Raw genomic sequence first — 21076 nt, 5'->3', positions numbered from 1 at the left:
CTAGATAAATATGTTGATAAAGACAAGAAAAGAAAATCCTGCATTTTTCACAGGACATATAAGCTGCCATACACTTCGGCACACAAAAGCAATGCATTTGCTTCAAGCCGGAGTTATACTCCATCATATAAGGGATATTCTTGGACATTCTTCTGTTATGACAACAGAAATATATGCACGTTCAGACTCAAAGCAAAAAAGAGAGGCAATAGAAAGAGCTTATTTACGACTAAGCCCCAATATTGAATCGGAAAATCTATGGGAAAAGGACAAGGGATTACTTGAAGAGTTGATGAGCTTCCGATAAAAATCTTATTTCATCCGTTCGCCAGTCAATACAAAGACGAGCGGATGAAATTTATTATGTAAAGAAAAAGCGTTAAGCAAATCCTCTAATTGATTGTAATATAGGATTTTTAAAAAGAGAAAAGCTGTTATCTAAACATAATGTATAGCTACGCATAATGTTGTTTATGGATAGCTATCCATAACACACAGTCGTCTATGTTCTTATCGGGTTTAGCGAATGATTCGGCAAATTGAGCATCCGTTTCTGCTCGTTTCTCCAAATAGGTTAATATCGTGCGTGTAAAATATGCTGTTGATTTCATGGTTTTGGTTATTTGTTGTTATTCAGATTTAATACTCCTTCTAATTCTTCTCTCTTAGTTTTGGAAAATATCCATCCAGCCTTCTTGGTTTCCTTGTATGTCAATCGGGGATTGAATTTTCCACCCATAGCGAATAATAGGTCTTTAATAGGCTTGGCATCTCCAAACAGGGCAATAGCTTTCTCGGAATAATCAACTATCTCAAATTGCAGATTGTCGGATTGTATGTATATAGTAGATTGCTGTTCCGATTCGTTTGGACTTATATTATCGGTATAATCTATTTTATTATTAATCTTGCCTGTCTTATTAGGTTTGATGTGGATACCATCGGGAGAGCCTGCTGTGTAGGCGAATTCTTCTATTGTCCTTTCTCGGTTATAGATAGGCTCTTTCTCTATTATCCAACCTCTGTATTTACTTTCGCCTAAATAGTAGCCTGCACCCATAGAGTATTTCTCTCTATGCTCATAATCTTCGTTATATTCCGCTAAATAGGCTATCCCTTCAAAATTAGATGCGTGTTTACGCATTTCGGAGAATATATCCCGTGTATGTTTGGAGAAACCTAATATAACATTGCTTAGAGTAGAGGATGCAAAATAGTCTGTCTGTGAATCGGATTCATCTTGTTTCAAACGACCTACAATAATGGCTTTTGCATCAGTTGGGAGATTGTTTTTAAGCCATTCACGACCAACAACCCGAACTTCTTCCCTGCGTTTTTCTTCGGCTCTCTGCTGTTCCATTTCATCTACATGTTTGGCTTGTGCTTTGGCATAGAGTTCTGCTACTTCTTCTTCGGTCATAAACTCAATGTTCTTATCATCATAGTACATACCGATACCGAACTTCTGACTTAACGGCTTGATTATCTCTGATTGGTGGAAATCGTGGGTTCTGAGGTTGATTAGGTGGTAATGATACCCGAATTGGTTATGTGTTATTTTATGGACTACATACCTGCTGTATGAATAACCTTCCATTTGTACAATTTGGTTTACTTCTACTGATTTAACTTCTGTATCTGTTGTTGTTCCTCCGAAAAGGGAATATAATTTTGTCATGGCTGTTTGGTTTTAAAAGATGAGTAATAGAATTAATGCGGTAATGATGATAAAGGAGAGTAGGGAAAGAATAACTTTCAATACAAACTTCACGACCTTGAATACAAGGCAGATTCCCATATAAGCAAATACACAACCTAAGACTACGGATGTGTTTATACTCAGATGAGTAACTACCCACGCACACAATGCAAACCCTGCCACCCACAAACCAAATTTTATGATGATTCCAGAGGCGAGGGAGTTTTGTTTCAATATGTTTTTCCCGTTTCTCATAACTATGACATTTTTTTTCATGCGTCATCCGTCAGGTCGGTCGTTTTTGTTTCATAGAGCAACAAAAGGTATTGTGTTTAAAGCAGGGATGTTTTTCCGTCAATAAATACGCTCGCCGAAGGAAAGAGGAAGATTTTTGCGGAAACCGACAGGCTCTGAACATACATGGTCTAAACACTATCATACCTTTGCTCTGATGAACAATAGACCGAACAAGGATGGCTCCCAGACAAACGTGGAATAGTTATGGAAGAAACGGGAAAGGGCATCGTTAGATAGTGGATAATATAAAAATATGCTATCACAGCATATCAATAGCAGTAGAAAGTTAAATATTCAAGTGTAGCCTGAAAGTAGCTACTCTTGGTTTATTATCCGAGACTGTTTCCGAAATGGTAGTTATTATTAATGTAATTGTAGAATACGCAGTAATAGTGAGTATTCGAATTACAAATGATATAACGAATGACGGAAAGGGTCGCAGGATACATTAAGTACCTGAAATATTTTCCGGGAATAATATCTATCATAAACAATTCATTCCCTATTTTTGCATTAATACATTATTTCTTTAATAGATAATAAGCCGAAATGAAATTAGCCATTGAAAAGCATATTAAAGGAGATGAGCTCTATTTATATATGGGTGGAAAACTTATCTATAAACGCTGGTTGAAAACAGGAGAATCAAAGATCTTTGATGTGATGGCTTATGATAAATACACATACACCAGCATAAAGGATATCGAATGTAAAGGTGTAGATATGATTTGCCTCAAAGCCAGGATTAAAATGAGAACCACATCTGAAGGTGGCCGAAAAACAGGTTTTTCATCGGGATACAGGCCTAACCATGTTTTTAATCAAGAGCAGGAAGGCGTGTGGATAGAATCTTTTATCGGTGATATAACTTTTGATGATTCTGAATTGATATATCCTGGTGAAGAGCGAATCGTAACTGTAAGATTCCTGTGTTATTCGTCTATTGAAAGGTATCTGAACGTGGGAAGAGAATGGTATATTTATGAAGCGAATAAGTTGATTGGTGTAGGCGAAATATTAGAGTTTAATAAATAACAGAAGATATAACATGGAACTAAACAAAACATTGTGGAATAGATGGCAGTCAGACTGGTCATGGATAATGTCTATTGCAGAGACTAGAAACTGGGATTATAGTAAAATAGTTATTAAAGACCCTATCGCATTAGAAGAAATAAAAACTTTAGAAAAAAGTTTGGATATAGAATTACCTTCTGATTTTAAACATATATTATGTGAATATTCTTCCGGTATTGATTTAAACTGGCATATGGATGATGATGAGATCGAGTCATTCGAAGCTATCTTTTGTGGAGGCAGTGATGGAATTTTATGGGATTTCTCACAATTAGACAGAATGTACAAAAACTATCTGGACTGGGTTGCTAAATGTTTCCCCGATCCGAATAATGAGTATGACAAAATATGGCATAATAAAATCCCGTTTTTGGAAGTCGGTAACGGTGACATGATCGTTTTTGATAGGGTAAGTACGGAAAACGGCTGCCCGGTTATATTTTTAAGCCATGATGGCAGCGATTTCCATGGAAGCCACCTTGCTGATAGTTTTATTGAGTTCATAACTAACTGGTCAAATATTGGTTGTGTTGGGACAGAAGACTGGATTTTAGAAATTTTCTATGATTCTGATAGTAAAAAGCTAATGAGTGAATCTTCTGTCATTAATGAATGGAAGCAAGCTTTGATAAAAGTATAAAACTATGAATGAGGCGCTTAGAAACGCAGCATATTCAGATAAATACAGGGAAGAATGTGCGAAATTCCAACCTTTGTTTTCAGAAGACAACAGGGAAGAGGACGAAACCATCACTCTTCCAGAGGATTACAAAATACTCAAAACTACATATAGAGGAAAAGTGAATGGCTGTAATCTGCATGGTAATAGTAATGTATTGTTGGATAGCAATGGAGAAACCATCCACATATGGAATAGCTTTGATAACGATGCTGAATTTCATACTTTTATTTATCACCGGAATGGCAATAAATATTTAGTTTACAGGCAGGAATTATATGGATATACAGTTTTCGATTTGGCAAACAATAAAGAATTCCAGTATTATCCGCAATGTGTGCTGGATGGTCGGGAATATTTTATCTGGACAGACGTACACTATAATCCTCTAAATAATTTGTTGGCTGTGTCTGGTTGTATATGGGGTGCGCCGTGGAGTACACTCATTGTCGATTTTGAAAACCCTATGGCTGAACCAAAATTTCAGCATGATATTATCGATTGTCTGGAGGGCGGTTATGATGTTTACGATGATGCCGATTTTGTAAGATGGGAGGACTTAAATCTAGTTTTAAGTTGTTATAATATAGAGAAAAACGAGAAAGAAGAAATTATAGTACCACCCGGCATCTATCAAAATACGGATTCCAATTAATAGATTTGTAGGCTTTTTCCTTTTAGCGTAGCTTTCAGTATATTCTTTCGTGTGGTTTTTAACGAAGGGGGTAACTGTGATGCTTCTATCATATCCAATGCCACACGATATTCCTGTAATAATTCGGGAATCATCCGGCACATTTCATAGGCTAGTTTCATACAAAGGGTAGTTGTGCCGGGAGCTTCTTTCATAGCAACCATTTCCTCCAGGCAATAATCGAGAAAGTCTACGCGGGGCGGATCTGCTAACGGCTGCCTGTAAAGCAGATGGAGAAGCAAACGTAAATGGGAAGGATGTCTGGCAGCCAATAACTTGTCTATCATTTCATTCTGTTTTGAGTATAGCCACTTATTTTCAGATAGCGAAAAATGTGTCATTATCCACAAAGCATTAGTCACAACTGTGTCATCTTCATCGAAAATAAAATTATATAGCTGTTGCTTTCCTTTATTGCTACTCTGAATAAGGTAGGTAATCTCATGGATTTCGTCCATTCCAATACGGCCAGATAGCTTTTTTACGAGTCTTGCCGGGATTGTATTGTTACTCTCTTTCTTTTCGAACTGAAAAATCATTCTCGGTATTTCATCCATGATGGATTAACGGATAAAGTTCGTTATTATACGAGCTTCGGGTTCAGGTACAGCTTCTGTGCCGGATTTCAGGTTTTTCAATAGTCATGCCATATTCCGTCCGAGGGTACGCATCGTTTGCAAACCTTCACCATCCTGAGCGGCTTCTCCCGGAAGCCGGCCATGAACACTGTTCCAATATTGAGAAGGAACAACAGGCATATTGGTAATTGTAAAATATTTGTTTAACCGGTCGAATGTGGCACTTGCCCCTCCGCGACGACAAACTGCTATTGCAGCAGCAGGCTTGTATTTCAAATATTGGGAACTGGAATAAAAGACCCGGTCGAGCAAAGCACAGAGTGAACCGTTAGGTCCGGCGTAATAGGTCGGTGAGCCGACTACCAGGCCATCCGCATCTTGAATTTTCTCTCTTACAGTATTGTATAATTTATCTTGGAAAGCACATCGCCCTAGTTCCATACATTTATTACAGGCGATACAGCCTTGTACAGCTTTGGCTCCAATGGAGATAATTTCGGTTTCAATACCACAACCCTCTAATGCGGATGCAACCTCTGATAGAGCAATATATGTATTACCTTTACCTCGTGGACTTCCGTTTATAAGTAAAACTTTCATAGTTATTTTAGTTGATCTTTATTTACAAAGATATTCAATGTTTCGAAAACAAATTTATCTTTGTGCTTCAATTTAAAAATAGAAAATAATGAAAAACTTAGTAGAGAACTTGAATCAACTATTTGCAGATTTCGCAAAAGATGCAACATCACAAGTAGAAAACGGTAATAAAGCGGCAGGAACAAGAGCTAGAAAAACATCTTTGGCTATTGAGAAGGCTTTAAAAGAATTCAGAAAAGTGTCTATCGAGGATTCTAAGAAATAAGAAAGGTGCAAATGCACCTTTCTTATTTAACCTACTTTCATATTAATCCTTTTCGATAAGTCCTCCATGTCTTTACTGACTTTCAAGTCAGTAATTTTTGCATAAATCTGAGTAGTTTTGATGTCTTTATGTCCTAACATTTTAGAAACACTTTCTATTGGGACACCATTTGACAAAGCTATGGAAGTCGCAAATGAATGTCTTGCTATGTGAAAAGTTAAAGTTTTATCAATATTACAAATTGCAGCTATCTCTTTCAAATAATCATTCATTTTTTGATTAGTAATTACAGGTAATACTTTTCCATTCTTTTGTTTTCCTTTATACTTCTCAAGTATCTTATAAGGAATATCTAACAATCGTACTTTGACTTTTACTCCGGTCTTACTCCTTTTAGTCATTATCCACAAACTTTGATCAAAAGCTTGTTGAATGTTAGATTCTGCAAGGTTAAAAACATCTATGTAAGAAAGTCCCGTAAAACATGAAAAGATGAAAATATCACGGACCTGAGATAATCTTTTTGATGCGAATACTTTTGTGTAGATTGTATTAATCTCATCTAAAGTCAATATTTCCCGCTCAACTTCATCATAATGAAATTTGAAATTTATGAATGGATCTGGAATTGTTTCTCCATGCCCTTTTATAATAAAATTAATAACCCTGCGTAGTCGTTGTAAGAACTTCATTGCAGTATTATTATTTATTTCTGATTTATTTCTGAGGTACAAATAGAAATCTTCCAATAATATAGTATTCATTTCTCGAATAGAGATATCTGTTAGGTTATATTTTTCTGATAAAAACTCAATCAGTCTTGTCTTAACTAATTCATATCTTTTGTATGTAGTGTATGTCGTATTTTTACCAACTTTTTGCTGATATTGTTCATTGTGTTTGGTAAAATAATATATTAAAGTTTTATGAGCAGTATCTGTACCCAATAAATCATTCTTTATTTCTTCGGGAAGAGCATACCCATTTTCTTCCATTCTCTTATTGTATGCTTTGTCTATACGCGAGGATAGATTGGTGAGTTTTCTGTTTATTTCTGCAATTTCTTCTGTTCTACCTTTTGCTTTTCCGGCTTTTGCATCCCATTGGTTCGGATGAATATCAATCTTTGTGCTAAATTGTGTAACCTTACTGTTGATCGTTATCCGGAGCATAATCGGATACATACCATTACTTTTAGGTTGATTCTTTCTTAAATAGAAAAGTGTTCTGAATGTTGACTTCATAATCTTCAATTTTAATGTTACAAATTACAGTTTTTGTTATTGAAGAATCTTAGACAACTCTATGACAACTTGTAGTAAATGAGATGTTTATTTAGTAAATCGTTACTAAAATTTAGTGTCAAAAAATAGTAACGATTTAGTAACGATTTATGGCTTTTAAATGTCTTTTTTATCATCCTAAGCTGTCTTTCAAAAACAATAAAAAGCCACCTGAAATCTAATTCTCAGATGGCTTTTCTTTAATTTGTCTTAGTCTATACTTTGACTTTTGTGACCTCGGAGGGGTCGTTTTTTATACCATCTTTGAATTGATATTCAATCGTTTAATCAATAAATCAAGTTTATAAGTAATGACTTCGGAACGATTTAGAGTAGGCATTCATACAAAAGAAAAACCTTCTAAATCTACTATTTAGAAGGTTTCATTTTCATTGGCTCAGATTTGACTCTGGCCTTTTGTGACCCCGGAGGGGCTCGAACCCTCGACCCATTGATTAAGAGTCAATTGCTCTACCAGCTGAGCTACGGAGTCGTTTGGTGAGTGCAAAAGTATAATAATTATTCTTTTTAAGAAAATATTTTCGGAAAGAATCTTTTAAAATCCTTACTTTTGTAGCCGAAGAGAGATTTCTCATCCGTGTATCTTAGGATTAACCACGTAAAAAACAAAGTTATAGAATGAATAAAAAAGAATCAGCGTTGGTCTTGTTTTCGGGTGGACAAGATTCAACAACATGCCTTTACTGGGCATTAGAAAATTTCTCATCCGTCCGCACGCTGTGTTTTACTTACGGGCAACGTCACTCCAAAGAGGTGGAAGTGGCAAAATCTATTGCCGAAAAAGCGAATGTGCCGTTCCAACTGCTGGATGCCTCTATTATCAGCCAACTATCTGTCAACTCTTTGACAAGCGATATTGTTATGGATCAGGAAAAACCGGCAGACTCTTATCCAAATACGTTTGTACCGGGACGCAATTTATTATTTCTTACTTTTGCGGCTGTCATCGCCCGCTCGCACGGTATACGCCACATTGTAACAGGAGTATCAGAAGCCGATTACAGTGGTTACCCCGACTGCAGAGACACTTTCATACTTTCAGCGAATGCTTCCATTAATCTGGCTATGGACGAACATTTTCAGATACATACACCATTGATGTGGAGAGATAAAACTGCTGTATGGCAATTAGCGGACGAACTGGGTGTTTTCGATATCATTCGCACTCAAACCCTGACCTGCTACAACGGTATCATTGCCGATGGTTGCGGACACTGCCCTTCTTGCAAATTGCGCAAACAAGGATTAAACAATTATTTAAAGACAAAACTATAATATGACAATAGAAGGACTTAGCCATTTAGGCGCAAAAACCGAATATAAAGACAATTACGCTCCTGAAGTATTAGAAGCGTTTGAGAACAAACATCAGGATAATGACTATTGGGTAACATTCAACTGCCCGGAGTTTACAAGCCTATGCCCTATTACGGGACAACCCGATTTTGCAACAATACACATCAACTACATACCTGATGTAAAAATGGTAGAAAGCAAGAGTCTTAAGTTATACTTATTTAGCTTTCGTAATCATGGAGCATTCCATGAAGACTGTGTAAATATTATGATGAAAGACCTTATTAAGCTGATGAATCCGAAATATATCGAAGTAGTAGGAATATTTACGCCACGTGGAGGAATTAGTATTTATCCGTTTTGCAACTATGGACGTCCGGGTACGAAGTTCGAGCGACTAGCAGAAGAGCGTCTGATAAATCATAACGCACAGCAAATATATAAATAGTTAAGAGGCTTTAAAGCCTCTTTTTTTATTCTGATTATGCAATCTTAGGTCTTCGTTTTTGTACTCTTTTATAGACTACCGTAAACCAAACAGGCAGTATTATGCCTTTACAAACCGTAGATATAGCAATTGCCCACCATACACCAACAATACCCATTTGCGAAGCCAGATAATAGGCCAAAGGGATGCGTAGCGCATTGAATGTAATACTTATCACGGCAGGCTCTACCGTACGGCCAATACCATTAAACATACCTTGTGTAGTCAACTCAAACATCATAAAAATCTGCACTAAACCCATTACAAACAAATATTCGGCTCCGGCTCGCATAGCATTCTCTTCGGGAACAATAATTCCAAAAATTTGAGCACCAAACAAAATAAATGCAATACTGACAAAAATTCCTAACGTAAACATAACACGTATCGTATAGATATATGCCTTTTTACCTCTTTCCAATTTATTAGCAGCATAGTTCTGAGCAACAAAAGCACTCAACGCCGTAGAAAAGCCCTGTGATGTATTCCATGTAACCGCCTCTATTTGCCCTCCGGTTGTCTGAGCCATCATGCCTAGATGCCCACCATGAATAGAAGCAACACGAGCCAGATTCATATTAATGATGGCATACAATGAGTTCATTATTGAAACAGGCGTTCCCAGAAAAATTATGCGTTTAAGGTAAATCGCTTTTGGCCTAATAAAAAAAGAAAAATCGCCTAAAATACGATTACCATATTTAATCTGATAAAAGAACAAAGAAAACACAAACAATTGCGCAGCAACTGTGCCAATAGCAGCACCGTGCAATCCCATACCCATACCAAACATCAATATAGGGTCGAGTATCATATTTAACACGAGCCCGGCTGCATTATTTTTGAACGGAACAGTACTTCGCCCTGCTCCATTATATATCCCTGCGAAATTATAGGACAAGAACTGAAATGGAAGACTAATCGTGAGTATTCGTAAATAAAGCACCGCATCAGCTGTAATATCAGCAGATAATTTGAAAAAAGATAAGATAGGATTAGCAAATATAAAGAGTGTAGACACCCATACCACGCTAAGTACAATAGAGGTAGTTGTAGAATGTGAAGCATATATAGCTGCACGCTTCATTTTCTTCGCACCTATCGATTGGCCTACTGCTACCTCCGATCCTATCATAGCTAGATATGCGACCGATGAAGTCAACCACAACAACATCCCTATAGCACCAATTGCAGCTTCCGACTTAGTTGCTATTTCGGGATGAGATACAGTACCCAGCCTGCCAACCCACGACATAGCCATGAGCGTGTAAGCCATCTGTAAAAAGCTTGTACCCATCAGCGGCAGAGCCAAGCGTATTAAGGTAGAGAATATTTTTCCCTCGGTAAGATTATGAATACCTGATTTCACGTGTATGAATTATAAATTTTTGAGCAGTTTGTCTCCATTTTCACTATCCGAAAGCTCTTTAATTTCTAAAATAGTCTCCCACTCTCTCCTGAATTTTACATTTGTATCAATCACAAAATCCTCCGAACCATATTGCTCTATTTTCTCAAACAGATAACTTACGGTAATATGATTGATATCCAAAGCAGGAATAAAAGCAGGTACTAATGCGTTTTGAGATGGAGTTTCTACAATAAGACCGATATCCTGCAAATAAAAAAGAGTATCGCTTGTCAACTTTGTTGGGATTTTATATTGCTCCGAAAGTTCATCAGCAGTATAAGGCATATCGCCTTTTTCAAACCGCTTAACGATCAAAGTCATTATTAGTAATGCAACAAAATCCTTATAGCGACGACTTATTTTAGATGTTTCGTGCTCGAAACTAAACTTATTTACATTCTGATAAGCAAAAGATAGCTGCACACCAAACAAAACAAAAAACCATGTCAGTTGCAACCATAGCAACAGCAAAGGTAAAGCGGCAAAACTACCATATATTGCATTGTATTTAGATATCCATATCTGACCGCCGATATACAGCATTTGGAATACCTGAAAACATATACCCGTAAACACACCTCCTAATAAGGCACTGGTAAACTTAACCTTCGTATTCGGGATGTAAATATAGAGTATTGTAAAGAGTAAAATGGTAATAAGAAAAGGAACAACTTTCATAAAAGGGCCAATAACCAGCCCCAGTATATACTGTTGTTCGGCTGTAGTGCTCAAAAGAATATTAAGACCTGCATTGCATATAAGAAAAATAGGTGCAATAATGATAAGAGCGAGATAGTCTGTGAACATCCGAAAATAGGTGCGCCCTTTTTTTATCTGCCATATTTTATTGAAGTTGTCTTCTATGTTCGAAAGCAGATTGATTACAGTATACAACAACAAGATAACACCAACGCCTAAAAAAATCCCACCCTGAGCATATTCGATCGATTTGTCGATAAAAGCAGTTGCCTTGTTCAGGATCTCTTCTTGTCCTGCAAAATAGCTAAAGAGCTGAGTCTTTACAATATTCTGAAAACCAAACCCACGAGCTATCGCAAACAGTACAGCAAGCATGGGGACGATAGACAGTAAGGTGCTATATGTCAATGCTGATGCACGTGTAAAAAGTTGCTCTCCATCAATATTCCTGATAGCAAGGATAAAAGACTTAATAATATCATAAAATCCCATTTTACGGGATGACCTCTCGCGTTTGTTTATCCGCCAGATATCATACGTAAGAAATCGAATTATTCTTTTTACAAACTCTTTTATTCTTTCAATCATACAAGATTTTTATCCGAAATATCTACAAATATAGCTTGTTCTTTATAAGTAAACATACTTGATAGATAGAATCTTAAAAATAGTAACAAATATATCTACAAATAAGATCAATCTTCATTGCTAAAATTTGTAAAAAAATCTCTACTATACCAATAACCTAACCATAAGAGACACTGTGTAGAATATTCACGAAAGAAGAAGACCGATAAGTATAATTTAACTTTGGCATAGAAATATAAAATATCTATACTGGGATATTTTTATTACTTTCGTGTTAGTAAATAACAATGATAGATCAAGCCACCATAGACCGTATAATAGATGCTGCACAAGTAGTAGATGTAGTATCTCAGTTTGTTACGCTCAAGCGTAGAGGAATAAACTATGTAGGGCTGTGTCCGTTCCACGAAGACAGGACTCCGTCATTCTACGTTTCTCCATCCAAGAATATATGTAAATGCTTTGCTTGTGGTGAAGGTGGAACTGCAGTTCACTTCATTATGAAGCATGAGCAGCTCTCTTATTTCGATGCGCTACGCTATCTGGCAAAGAAGTATAACATCGAAATACAAGAGCGAGAGTTAACCGATGAGCAGAAGCAGGCTTATAACGAGCGTGAAAGCCTTTTTATATTAAACGACTTTGCCCGAAATCATTTTGTAAAAACGCTGCATGAACATATCGAGGGTAAATCTGTAGGTCTAAGTTATTTTAAAGAAAGAGGATTCCGTGAAGATATTATACAGAAATTCCAACTCGGATATAGTCTTGAGCAAAGAGATAGCCTCACGCAAGAAGCTATAAAAAATGGCTACAAAGAAGAATATCTTGTAAAAACAGGTCTCACGATAAAAAGTGAGAGTAGCGGTGCTCTTATCGATCGTTTTCGGGGACGAGTTATATTTCCCGTACACACATTATCGGGGAAAGTTGTTGCCTTTGGCGGACGTATCCTCAAAAAGGCAGAGAATACAGGAAAATACGTAAATTCTCCCGAAAGTGAGATATACCACAAAGGCAGCGAACTATATGGGATATATTTTGCAAAACAAGCTATCACCAAAGCCGACTGCTGCTATCTGGTAGAAGGATACACCGACGTGATATCGATGCATCAGGCGGGTATAGAAAATGTAGTTGCTTCCTCAGGGACTGCGCTTACTCACGGACAGATCAGACTTATCCATCGCTTTACGGAATATGTAACAATACTCTACGACGGTGATGCTGCCGGTATAAAAGCGGCACTGAGAGGGATAGACCTCTTGCTTGAAGAAGGAATGAAAATAAAGGTCGTACTTCTTCCTGATGGTGAGGACCCCGATTCATTTGCACGCAAGCAAAATGCCGAGTCGCTGACAAAATACGTACAGGAACATGAAGTGGATTTCATACGCTTCAAAACGCAATTACTATTGGATGATGCAGGCAATGACCCAATAAAGAGAGCAAACCTTATCTCCGACATAGTAAGCAGTATCGCGGTTATTCCTGACAATATTATACGCAGTGTATATATAAAAGATTGCAGTATACTGCTGAATATAGACGAACGAATACTTATTCAGGAAGTAAATAAGAAAAGGCTTGCTCACCTAGAGAAGGCTCCTCAGCCGAAGATAGATCCTGAGCTATCGGCAATCAACGTTGACCTCTCACAGCCTGAAGCGCATAGAGGAAAACCCATTGTAAAAAAGACAAACATCGATAAGTTTGAGTTAGCGATACTCTATTTCATTGTCAGGTATGGAATGGAAATATTGATTGAAGGAGGAGAAAACAATCCTGCGACAGGCGATATGCCGACAACCGTAATAGATTGGGTGAAATTTGACTTGCAAAGAGATGGTTTTTGGTTTACGAATCCTTTGTATAAAACAATACTGGAAGATGCAATAGAGCACTCGGCAAATGAATATTTCAATCCGAGCCGTTATTTCCTGGCTCATACAGACGCTCACATAAGCAAGATTGCAGCCGAACTGGTAAGCGACAGGTATCAGTTGAGCAAACTACATATGAAGCAATTCGGAGAGAATCTAAAAAAGGAAGACACACCTCTTGCCGAAGAAAAACATCTTTGGAAAAACGTACCTCGTGCAGTTACCGAGTTAAAAGATGCTCATATATCGAAACAGATGAAGGAGATCAAAGAAGACCTGATAAAGAAACAAAAGGAAAAAGACTGGGACGGGGCTATTATCCTTATGCAAAAGCTTAAGGAAATGGACGAAATAAAAAAAATTCTGGCAAAAGAACTAGGCGAAAGAATTATTCTGCGGTGGTAAGTAGTTTAAAGTATTTATTGCCGTATCTCATCTTCACATCTCAAGTCCTTTTAGAAAAGGAAATACTTAGTCACATATAAAATACGACAATCACTCTTCGCGGAAACTTAGAGTACCTTATTCTTCATCCTCAACGATAAACCAGCGAGTACTATCTTTTTCTCTCGTAGCAGCTTGTCCCGGTTGCAAATCAGGGAGTTTCTTCAATATCGGTTCCATTTCCAATATCTCGTCTACCGATACCAGATAAGCATCCTCTTCATCATCAACTTCATCATCACCAAACAACTGCCAGTCTCCGTCCTCATCGTAGAGAACGAAAGTTATCGGAGAGCCGTTTGTTAGTACATAACTGGTTGTGAGTACCGATTTGTTTTTTTGTTCTTCTTTTAGTTTCATTGTTTTATATTTTGAAAATAAAGGTAAGCATTATTTAATTAGACAAGGCTTGATTAACTCTCCTATTTATACGCCTTAGCAAAGAAACCTTTTACACATATACATAAACTACTTATTCACAGGAGCGAAATAAAATATCTCAGCCATTATTTTTCGCTTCTTTACAGTTTCTATTACATTCTTATTTTGCTCTTGGAGATTGATTCCTGTCGACGACGATACAACTCTGAATATTTTTCGCAAGTAATCACTAAGCATCATTTATTGCAGAATAATTGACACAAAAAATTAAGAATAGATAAGGACTTTTCGTTAAAACATCCTTAAAAAAGCTCAATAAAATGACACAACACTTCGATTTTTTTCCTAATTATATTTATTGGCAGTACTCTTGTAGCTTCAAATAATTAGTTAAATGAAAAAATCGATAGGAGTACTATTGCTTGGTATATTATATATATTTCAGTCATGCGAGATGATCGAATATCATCCGTACGATGGTCGCATTTCAGGAAAAACAGATATCAACAAAAAGAATATAGCTCGAATAGAGGAAGCTTGTAGAAACAAAGAAACGATACGCTTTGCTTTGATTGGCGATACCCAACGATGGTATGACGAAACGGAGGATTTTGTGAATGCACTAAACAAAAGAAACGATATAGATTTCGTTATTCATGGAGGAGACGTATCAGATTTTGGGCTTACCAAAGAATTTCTGTGGCAACGGGATATTCTAAACAAACTGAAAGTACCCTATGTAGTCTTATTGGGAAATCACGATTGCCTCGCAAATGGAATAGAAGTCTTCAGGAAAGTTTTTGGAGAAGAAAACTTTTCCTTCATTGCCGGAAGGACGAAATTTGTATGTTTAAACACCAATGCCCTGGAGTTCGATTATTCGCTCCCTGTACCGGATTTTCAATTTATAGAACAAGAAATAAAAGACCGGAAAGGTGAATATGATAAAACAGTAATGGCAATGCATGTCCGTCCTTTTTCAGAACAGTTCAACAATAATATAGCCAATGTATTTCAACGCTATATAAAAGAATTTCCAAATCTTCAATTTTGCCTCAATGCTCACGATCACAACATAGCAGTAGACGATCTCTTCGATGATGGAATAATCTATTATGGCACACCCAATATAGCTAAAAAGAAATATTTACTATTCACATTAAATTCAGATAACACCTATGACTATGAAGTGGTCGCTTATTAAATATATATCTTCTTCATCACTTATTCTATTGCTCAGCCTATCCGGCTATTCTCAGAATGGCTACGAAAAACGTGTAGAAAAATATCAGAACCAGTGGGCCAATCTCATTCCTACACATATAAAATTTCAGTATGCAGGCGGGATGGGACTTATATCCATAGGAACTGGATGGGATTATGGAAAAAACAATCAATGGGAGACGGATGTGTTCTTTGGATTTCTTCCTAAATACTCAACAAAAGAAAATAAGGTAACTTTTACCTTGAAGCAAAACTTTATTCCCTGGACAAAGCCAATAGGGACAAAAGGATTCTATATCGATCCGCTAGCCTGTGGCTTGTATATCAACACTATTCTTAACGGCGATTTTTGGATAAGTGAACCCGACAAATATCCAAACGATTACTATTCGTTCTCTACAAAGATGCGGTTTAATGTCTATATAGGACAAAGGCTTACGTATAAGATTCCACACGAAAAGCGTTTTTTTGCTAAGTCTGTTACGGCCTTTTACGAACTAAGTACAAATGACTTATATCTTGCAAGTGCTTTTACGAACAAGTACCTTAAACCAAAAGACTATTTAAGATTATCGTTTGGACTGAAACTTCAATTGCTTTAAAAAATCAATACTGTTCTTTTACAAACTTATTTTTAGAAGACAGCTTAATCGGATTACAGGAAAACCAATCTGTAAAGCTTTTCCATTTACTTTCATTCGCCGACTTCCACTGGAGAAATTCGGAAGGATTTCCCTGCATCAATATCCAATAGTTATAGGCTTCAAGGTGTCCGGCATTCATCAATAACTTTTGATAGTCGAGCAGTACATTTGGATATATATTCTCTATATTATTTTTATAGTAGATATTCAAAAAATTAGTGCGAATCGTACTCAATGTAGCTAAATCTAAAGTTTTAACATCCGGAAGAGACAACATAAGAATTGGTTCGTAAATACCACTACCAAAAGAGGATTCCAAACTATTTTTTAAATCTAGTCCTGCATATTTACAAAAACTGACAGACACAGCAGAGTCACTCACAATCGTGATCTCACTCTTATATGTCTCATACAGCAATTTACTCATCTCAACCGTACGATGTGTATTACGCTCCAGATTCATAAACAGTTCGCCGTAGAGCATCCCCCATACTTCATCTTCTGTATCTAAATATATTTTAGCTGCCCAATAATAATTAGACGGATATGTAGGGTCTGCGGCGATTCCTTTCTCAAAATAAGATAATGCAGTGTATTTTTCATCTTGAGCCATATACGCATTTGCTAATTCGAAATAAAGAGCACCTGAATCAGGAAACTTCTTTATACCTTTCTCAAAGGTCTTTATTGCACCTTCATTATTCCCTATAGAGTTATAGCAGATACCCAACATTTGGAAAAACGTATCCGAAGCATCTTCATTATCCTGTATCGGTTTCAGAATACTAATAGCCTCTTCATAATTTTCTTCGAGACAATGCGCATAAGCTATTTCGTAAGGGTATACAATATTGGCGGGATCAAGTTCCTGAGCTTCCTTAAGCAGAGTGATACTTTCTTCTACTTTTCCACAGTCCATTAATTTTACTGCTTCTATTCCCTTTTGTACCGCAATGTCCTTTTGGGACTGCGAAAGCAAAGGAAGCGTTGAAAGAAAAAAGATTGATGATATAATTAAGATTTTCATTTACGTCTAGTACATGTTTTTTATGGTGTTTAGCATAGCAAATATATAAATAAAAAAGACCGGAGATATAATTTCCGATCTTTTTTGTATTTATCTTAACGTTGATAAACTTTAATCATTGAATGTTGGCAATGAAGAGAACTCTTTCGAGTACCGAATCATTTGCTCTGCATAACCTTCTTTATAATTAATTTTCACATCTGTAATTTTACCATTGCTATCCTTCACCAACTCGAAAGTAGGGTTTACAAATCCCTTGTAAGGCTTCATGTTCAGCTTCTTATAGCGAGCCAAAACTTCACTATGTAATTTTTGATCTACCTTGACTGCATAATTCTCTACAATCGCTTTTGCTCCTTTAAAATCGCCTTCCGATTTTATGCGTTGAATTTCAGCTAACAGATCCCCGAACAGAGTACGTAATTTATTGTAATCGTTAACCACAACGTATGTTTTTCCGTCTCTCACTTTATATTCGACTACATTGTCTGCTTTTCCTTTTTCATAAACCCATTTAGCGATCAACTGACGATTGCGCATGTGCGACTCTTCTATATTCTTACCCGGCTCTATCCGCACCAACTGAGTCATAAGACCATTCATCATAAACTTATAATACTCTGCTTTGTATGCATCACCATTCGGAATTATACCTAGTTCTACAAGCTTAGGATCGGCAAGGAAATAAAGACCGAACAAATCGGCACGGGCTTCTTCTATTGTCGAGCTGAATTCTCCTAATGCATTCGGATCAACCTCCGGCAGCAATTTACCCGAGCCATGGCCTAAACATTCGTGAAGGTCGGTATGTAGCACGTCTGTTATAAAGCCATATTGCTTTACCGAGTTAACTTCACGCTCAGACCACATAAACTCATCATTGAAGCCGGTATGTGCTCCCGCAGCATCGTAAGCCTCCATTATGTTTTCTATTGTCACCGATTTAGAACCATGATCTTTACGTATCCAATCGGCATTAGGCAGGTTGATACCGATAGGTGTTGCAGGATAACAATCTCCACCCAATTGAGCTACTGTAATTACTTTTGCAGATACCCCTTTCACACTTTCTTTTTTGAAACGTTTATCCACAGGAGAATGATCTTCAAACCATTGAGCGTTTGAGCTGATAACTTCTGTCCGTTTGGTAGCTTCTACATTCTTGAAGTTTACCACCGATTCCCAACTTGCTTTAATTCCTAGCGGATCACCATACACTTCTGTAAAGCCATTTACAAAATCAACCTGAGATTTCAGATCTTCCACCCATGCTATAGCGTATTCGTCAAATGTCTTCAAATCTCCTGTTTTGTAATAAGAGATCAGCTTAGTGATAACCGCTTTCTGCTGATCGTTTTCTGCTACAGCCTCAGCCTTCTCAAGCCACCCTACAATTCTTTCAATGGCAGGAGAATAAAGACCTCCTACTTTCCACACATCTTCTACCAGCTTGTTTCCTTGTTTTACAAGGCGGCTGTTAAGTCCGTATGAAATCGGAGTTTGATCTGTCGTATCTTTCATAGCTCCATAGAAAGCCTGTACCTCTTTCTGGGTTACGCCTTCTCCGTAATAGTTATTAGCTGATGAAAGAATAAGGTCGTTACCGGACTGATTTACTTTCTTCGCCATTACATTCGGATCAAACATAACAGGAGTAATCATTTTTATAAATTCATCTGCACTCACAGACTCATTCCCCGAACGACTGGTTCTTGGAATCACATTATCGGGCAAGGCTTTTACCTGTTCGGCAAAAAACTGTTTAGAAAAGCCTGGAAGGAATTTTTCTTCTCCATAGTGGTGATGTATACCGTTAGAGAACCAAACACGTTTCAGATAAACCTCAAACTCTTTATAATCGTTCGTATTCTTGTCACCTTTATAATTTTCATATATAGCTTCGAGCACACGGCGGATAGCCAGATTGTATTTATTATTTTGGTCGTAAAGAATATCACGCCCTTCGATGGCTGCCATCGATAGATAGTAGACCAGTTCCTTTTGTTGTAACGAAAGATTATTGAACCCGGGAACGTAATAACGTAGAATTTGGAGATCGGCAAAGGCATCAACCTCATATTTAAAATCAGCAGGAACAGAGTCGGCCAAGACAGCCTCTCCTTGGGATGCTTTTTGCGCTCCTCCACAGCCTGCAAACAACATTGAAAATCCTGTCATAGCAATTAATACTGTTTTTTTCATTGAGTTATATATTTATTGTTCGATCGTCTCATTATATCTATAATCTCAAAAGGTGACAAAAGTGACACTTTTTTGATTGTTTCATGTGTTACCTTTTCTCTTGCTCTACACTAGCTTAATCATATCTAGATAATGTTTATTCAAAAAAGTAAACGAATTACAAATATACATATTTTAAGAAGAAAATGATAGAGAAGCTTATCCTACTATTCTCATATAGACTTCAAATACAAATTATTCCTTTCATGCATTTCAGATTATACTGATGCATAAGCTCTATTAAAAAAGCTATCCGTATCTTTTCAGAGATACGGATAGATATATAAAGTACAACTATATTCTTATCTAGCCGCTCTACCCTCTCAATACAAATAACGGAGTATCTGAGTGGAACAACATCTTGCGCGAAATACTAGGACTAAACATCCGGGCAAATATATTCCGTTTGCTGGTTGTTAGTGCCAACACCTGTATTCCGTCATCTTTGATATATTCGTCGAGGCTTTTCAGCATATCGGAAGTATCGATGAGCTTATAATCGAGATTCAGATTTGGATATTGCTTCGAGAAATACGTTTTAATACCTTGAAGCTTAATTTCGTCCCACTGATCCGATTTCTTGACAGCAATATGAGTCAAAGAGATACGGATGTCCTGGTAAGGTTGTAATAATTTAGCCAATAAGTCGAACGAGATAAGGTCTCTTTGGCTAAAGTTTGTAAGAAACGCAATGTGTTTCACATCCTTGAAATCCTTAAACGGAGTATTCTCTGGAATGGCTATCAACGGCACATGTGTCATTTCTATCACTTCGGCTGTTACGCTACCTATCAGATCGGCATCCTTCTGGTCTTTCCCTCTAGTGCCCATTACGATGATTGATGGCTTATATTCCTTTGTGAATGTCACTATTTCTTCTTCAGGCAAACCTTCTCTAAGCACATAAGAGTAGTTAACTGACGGAAATTCGCCTTCAGATACTTTCTTATCGATGGTATTGCAGAGACGTTGAATATTTTCTTTTACTTTCTCTATTATGTTTTGAAATTCCTTTTCCTCTTTCCCCTGATAGGCAAAAGCCTCTGCCATAGGAAGGGCGGTAGGATAATAAGGATTGAAATACACATGGAGTATTTTGACCTTCGCACCCAGCTCACGAGCCAAATTGAAAGCGATGCGGCAAGCCTTAAGAGAGTAATCGGAGAAGTCCACAGGAATCAAAATCCTTTGACGTCCATCATCGGTACGATATGTTTCTTCCTCATCGTAGCTAAACAAATGGCGACTTTCTACAACACTTAATGCCTTCGGAAGATCAGATTCTTTTATTCGGATACGAACTCCGGCCGATACTCCGGGATTATCAAGATCTACATCATTGATATGTACTTCAATGTTCTCACCTTCCAATACATGTTTTAATATTTGGGCTTTTTCATTTGTATGAATAGCTAGTGTTACTAATTTATCTTCCATAATCGGCATATTTATATAATTTCTTGTACAAATTTTGTAATCGTTTTCTCTCAGTATTTTAAATTATCATATTCGCAGCTAAGAACGTCGGGATATATTTGAAAAGAGATGAACACTTTTT

General features: G+C 37.0%; 21 protein-coding genes, 1 tRNA gene and 2 pseudogenes. 10 read left to right on the top strand and 14 right to left on the bottom strand.

Features of this window, described 5'->3' with window-relative positions:
* Positions 1-52: 52 nt before the first annotated feature.
* Positions 53-307 (top strand): annotated as a pseudogene (locus HMPREF9456_RS15870) (tyrosine-type recombinase/integrase); the annotation flags it as partial.
* Positions 308-455: 148 nt separating this feature from the next.
* On the opposite strand, the gene HMPREF9456_RS17140 reads toward HMPREF9456_RS15870, so the two are convergent.
* The 3 genes from HMPREF9456_RS17140 to HMPREF9456_RS15860 are packed head-to-tail and all read right to left on the bottom strand — an operon-like array spanning position 456 to position 1954.
* Complete coding sequence (locus HMPREF9456_RS17140) at positions 456-611, bottom strand: Cas9 inhibitor AcrIIA9 family protein (RefSeq protein ID WP_006844584.1); 156 nt, start codon at positions 609-611, stop codon at positions 456-458.
* Between the two features lie 8 nt (positions 612-619).
* Positions 620-1678, bottom strand: a complete 1059-nt coding sequence (locus HMPREF9456_RS15865; protein ID WP_006844583.1) for a hypothetical protein — start codon at positions 1676-1678, stop codon at positions 620-622.
* Positions 1679-1690: 12 nt separating this feature from the next.
* Positions 1691-1954, bottom strand: a complete 264-nt coding sequence (locus HMPREF9456_RS15860) for a hypothetical protein (protein WP_006844582.1) — start codon at positions 1952-1954, stop codon at positions 1691-1693.
* Positions 1955-2545: 591 nt separating this feature from the next.
* Between HMPREF9456_RS15860 and HMPREF9456_RS15855 the strand changes: the two genes are divergently transcribed.
* Genes HMPREF9456_RS15855 through HMPREF9456_RS15845 form a run of 3 tightly spaced genes read left to right on the top strand, consistent with a single transcriptional unit; the run spans position 2546 to position 4407 of the window.
* Positions 2546-3031, top strand: a complete 486-nt coding sequence (locus HMPREF9456_RS15855) for an EF-Tu C-terminal domain-related protein (RefSeq protein ID WP_006844581.1) — start codon at positions 2546-2548, stop codon at positions 3029-3031.
* 13 nt (positions 3032-3044) lie between these two features.
* Positions 3045-3713 carry an SMI1/KNR4 family protein gene (locus tag HMPREF9456_RS15850; protein ID WP_006844580.1) on the top strand — a complete coding sequence of 223 codons (669 nt, stop codon included), beginning with the start codon at positions 3045-3047 and terminating at the stop codon, positions 3711-3713.
* Positions 3714-3717: 4 nt separating this feature from the next.
* Complete coding sequence (locus tag HMPREF9456_RS15845; RefSeq protein ID WP_006844579.1) at positions 3718-4407, top strand: hypothetical protein; 690 nt, start codon at positions 3718-3720, stop codon at positions 4405-4407.
* On the opposite strand, the gene HMPREF9456_RS15840 is transcribed toward HMPREF9456_RS15845, so the two are convergent.
* Entirely contained in the window at positions 4404-5003 is a 600-nt protein-coding gene (locus HMPREF9456_RS15840; RefSeq protein WP_006844578.1) for a hypothetical protein, read from the bottom strand. The genes HMPREF9456_RS15845 and HMPREF9456_RS15840 overlap by 4 nt on opposite strands.
* A gap of 6 nt (positions 5004-5009) precedes the next feature.
* Positions 5010-5624 (bottom strand): annotated as a pseudogene (locus HMPREF9456_RS15835) (flavodoxin family protein).
* 88 nt (positions 5625-5712) lie between these two features.
* On the opposite strand from HMPREF9456_RS15835, the gene HMPREF9456_RS15830 reads away from it, so the two are divergent.
* The gene (locus HMPREF9456_RS15830; protein ID WP_006844576.1) at positions 5713-5889 is read left to right on the top strand and encodes a histone H1; all 177 of its coding nucleotides are present in this window, start codon (positions 5713-5715) and stop codon (positions 5887-5889) included.
* A gap of 26 nt (positions 5890-5915) precedes the next feature.
* Here the strand turns inward: HMPREF9456_RS15830 and HMPREF9456_RS15825 are convergent, their stop codons facing one another.
* Positions 5916-7133, bottom strand: a complete 1218-nt coding sequence (locus tag HMPREF9456_RS15825) for a site-specific integrase (protein ID WP_006844575.1) — start codon at positions 7131-7133, stop codon at positions 5916-5918.
* 459 nt (positions 7134-7592) lie between these two features.
* Positions 7593-7665: transfer RNA gene (locus tag HMPREF9456_RS15820), tRNA-Lys, on the bottom strand.
* Positions 7666-7811: 146 nt separating this feature from the next.
* Between HMPREF9456_RS15820 and queC the strand changes: the two genes are divergently transcribed.
* Together queC and queF are read left to right on the top strand one after the other, a co-directional pair.
* Complete coding sequence (gene queC, locus HMPREF9456_RS15815; RefSeq protein ID WP_006844574.1) at positions 7812-8468, top strand: 7-cyano-7-deazaguanine synthase QueC; 657 nt, start codon at positions 7812-7814, stop codon at positions 8466-8468.
* A gap of 1 nt (position 8469) precedes the next feature.
* The gene (queF, locus tag HMPREF9456_RS15810) at positions 8470-8937 is read left to right on the top strand and encodes a preQ(1) synthase (protein WP_006844573.1); all 468 of its coding nucleotides are present in this window, start codon (positions 8470-8472) and stop codon (positions 8935-8937) included.
* A 34-nt stretch (positions 8938-8971) separates the two neighbouring features.
* On the opposite strand, the gene HMPREF9456_RS15805 is transcribed toward queF, so the two are convergent.
* On the bottom strand, positions 8972-10345 hold the full coding sequence (locus HMPREF9456_RS15805; RefSeq protein WP_006844572.1) for an MATE family efflux transporter: 1374 nt from the start codon (positions 10343-10345) through the stop codon (positions 8972-8974).
* Positions 10346-10354: 9 nt separating this feature from the next.
* Complete coding sequence (locus tag HMPREF9456_RS15800; RefSeq protein ID WP_006844571.1) at positions 10355-11674, bottom strand: YihY/virulence factor BrkB family protein; 1320 nt, start codon at positions 11672-11674, stop codon at positions 10355-10357.
* Between the two features lie 287 nt (positions 11675-11961).
* On the opposite strand from HMPREF9456_RS15800, the gene dnaG reads away from it, so the two are divergent.
* Positions 11962-13962, top strand: a complete 2001-nt coding sequence (dnaG, locus tag HMPREF9456_RS15795) for a DNA primase (RefSeq protein WP_006844570.1) — start codon at positions 11962-11964, stop codon at positions 13960-13962.
* Positions 13963-14079: 117 nt separating this feature from the next.
* On the opposite strand, the gene HMPREF9456_RS15790 is transcribed toward dnaG, so the two are convergent.
* Positions 14080-14361, bottom strand: a complete 282-nt coding sequence (locus HMPREF9456_RS15790) for a hypothetical protein (protein ID WP_006844569.1) — start codon at positions 14359-14361, stop codon at positions 14080-14082.
* Positions 14362-14469: 108 nt separating this feature from the next.
* The gene (locus HMPREF9456_RS17285; RefSeq protein ID WP_018075140.1) at positions 14470-14622 is read right to left on the bottom strand and encodes a hypothetical protein; all 153 of its coding nucleotides are present in this window, start codon (positions 14620-14622) and stop codon (positions 14470-14472) included.
* A 154-nt stretch (positions 14623-14776) separates the two neighbouring features.
* Here HMPREF9456_RS17285 and HMPREF9456_RS15785 point away from each other — a divergent pair, with 154 nt between their 5' ends.
* Positions 14777-15586 (top strand): metallophosphoesterase family protein, encoded by an 810-nt coding sequence (locus HMPREF9456_RS15785; RefSeq protein WP_006844567.1) that lies wholly within the window; start codon positions 14777-14779, stop codon positions 15584-15586.
* On the top strand, positions 15567-16208 hold the full coding sequence (locus HMPREF9456_RS15780) for a hypothetical protein (protein WP_006844566.1): 642 nt from the start codon (positions 15567-15569) through the stop codon (positions 16206-16208). The genes HMPREF9456_RS15785 and HMPREF9456_RS15780 overlap by 20 nt, the downstream gene beginning before the upstream one ends.
* Before the next feature lie 4 nt (positions 16209-16212).
* Here HMPREF9456_RS15780 and HMPREF9456_RS15775 read toward each other — a convergent pair whose 3' ends face one another.
* From HMPREF9456_RS15775 to HMPREF9456_RS15765, 3 genes are all read right to left on the bottom strand, one after another.
* Positions 16213-17277 carry a tetratricopeptide repeat protein gene (locus HMPREF9456_RS15775; protein WP_006844565.1) on the bottom strand — a complete coding sequence of 355 codons (1065 nt, stop codon included), beginning with the start codon at positions 17275-17277 and terminating at the stop codon, positions 16213-16215.
* Positions 17278-17388: 111 nt separating this feature from the next.
* Positions 17389-19479 carry a dipeptidyl-peptidase 3 family protein gene (locus HMPREF9456_RS15770; protein WP_006844564.1) on the bottom strand — a complete coding sequence of 697 codons (2091 nt, stop codon included), beginning with the start codon at positions 19477-19479 and terminating at the stop codon, positions 17389-17391.
* Between the two features lie 354 nt (positions 19480-19833).
* Entirely contained in the window at positions 19834-20955 is a 1122-nt protein-coding gene (locus tag HMPREF9456_RS15765) for a universal stress protein (protein ID WP_006844563.1), read from the bottom strand.
* Positions 20956-21076: the final 121 nt, after the last annotated feature.

It is taken from the genome of Dysgonomonas mossii DSM 22836, from assembly GCF_000213575.1.
Lineage (GTDB): Bacteria > Bacteroidota > Bacteroidia > Bacteroidales > Dysgonomonadaceae > Dysgonomonas > Dysgonomonas mossii.
The sequence above is the reverse complement of the archived record's forward strand: the minus strand, read 5'-3'. Positions and strand labels throughout refer to the sequence as shown.

Bases quoted from the DNA above. Each gene is read 5' to 3' on its own strand.
- dnaG (WP_006844570.1), top strand. From the start codon at position 11,962: ATGATAGATCAAGCCACCATAGACCGTATAATAGATGCTGCACAAGTA.
- HMPREF9456_RS15860 (WP_006844582.1), bottom strand. From the start codon at position 1,954: ATGAGAAACGGGAAAAACATATTGAAACAAAACTCCCTCGCCTCTGGA.
- queC (WP_006844574.1), top strand. From the start codon at position 7,812: ATGAATAAAAAAGAATCAGCGTTGGTCTTGTTTTCGGGTGGACAAGAT.
- HMPREF9456_RS15775 (WP_006844565.1), bottom strand. From the start codon at position 17,277: ATGAAAATCTTAATTATATCATCAATCTTTTTTCTTTCAACGCTTCCT.
- HMPREF9456_RS15770 (WP_006844564.1), bottom strand. From the start codon at position 19,479: ATGAAAAAAACAGTATTAATTGCTATGACAGGATTTTCAATGTTGTTT.
- HMPREF9456_RS15790 (WP_006844569.1), bottom strand. From the start codon at position 14,361: ATGAAACTAAAAGAAGAACAAAAAAACAAATCGGTACTCACAACCAGT.
- HMPREF9456_RS15865 (WP_006844583.1), bottom strand. From the start codon at position 1,678: ATGACAAAATTATATTCCCTTTTCGGAGGAACAACAACAGATACAGAA.
- HMPREF9456_RS15830 (WP_006844576.1), top strand. From the start codon at position 5,713: ATGAAAAACTTAGTAGAGAACTTGAATCAACTATTTGCAGATTTCGCA.
- queF (WP_006844573.1), top strand. From the start codon at position 8,470: ATGACAATAGAAGGACTTAGCCATTTAGGCGCAAAAACCGAATATAAA.
- HMPREF9456_RS17140 (WP_006844584.1), bottom strand. From the start codon at position 611: ATGAAATCAACAGCATATTTTACACGCACGATATTAACCTATTTGGAG.
- HMPREF9456_RS15840 (WP_006844578.1), bottom strand. From the start codon at position 5,003: ATGGATGAAATACCGAGAATGATTTTTCAGTTCGAAAAGAAAGAGAGT.
- HMPREF9456_RS17285 (WP_018075140.1), bottom strand. From the start codon at position 14,622: ATGATGCTTAGTGATTACTTGCGAAAAATATTCAGAGTTGTATCGTCG.
- HMPREF9456_RS15845 (WP_006844579.1), top strand. From the start codon at position 3,718: ATGAATGAGGCGCTTAGAAACGCAGCATATTCAGATAAATACAGGGAA.
- HMPREF9456_RS15825 (WP_006844575.1), bottom strand. From the start codon at position 7,133: ATGAAGTCAACATTCAGAACACTTTTCTATTTAAGAAAGAATCAACCT.
- HMPREF9456_RS15850 (WP_006844580.1), top strand. From the start codon at position 3,045: ATGGAACTAAACAAAACATTGTGGAATAGATGGCAGTCAGACTGGTCA.
- HMPREF9456_RS15855 (WP_006844581.1), top strand. From the start codon at position 2,546: ATGAAATTAGCCATTGAAAAGCATATTAAAGGAGATGAGCTCTATTTA.
- HMPREF9456_RS15800 (WP_006844571.1), bottom strand. From the start codon at position 11,674: ATGATTGAAAGAATAAAAGAGTTTGTAAAAAGAATAATTCGATTTCTT.
- HMPREF9456_RS15765 (WP_006844563.1), bottom strand. From the start codon at position 20,955: ATGGAAGATAAATTAGTAACACTAGCTATTCATACAAATGAAAAAGCC.
- HMPREF9456_RS15780 (WP_006844566.1), top strand. From the start codon at position 15,567: ATGAAGTGGTCGCTTATTAAATATATATCTTCTTCATCACTTATTCTA.
- HMPREF9456_RS15785 (WP_006844567.1), top strand. From the start codon at position 14,777: ATGAAAAAATCGATAGGAGTACTATTGCTTGGTATATTATATATATTT.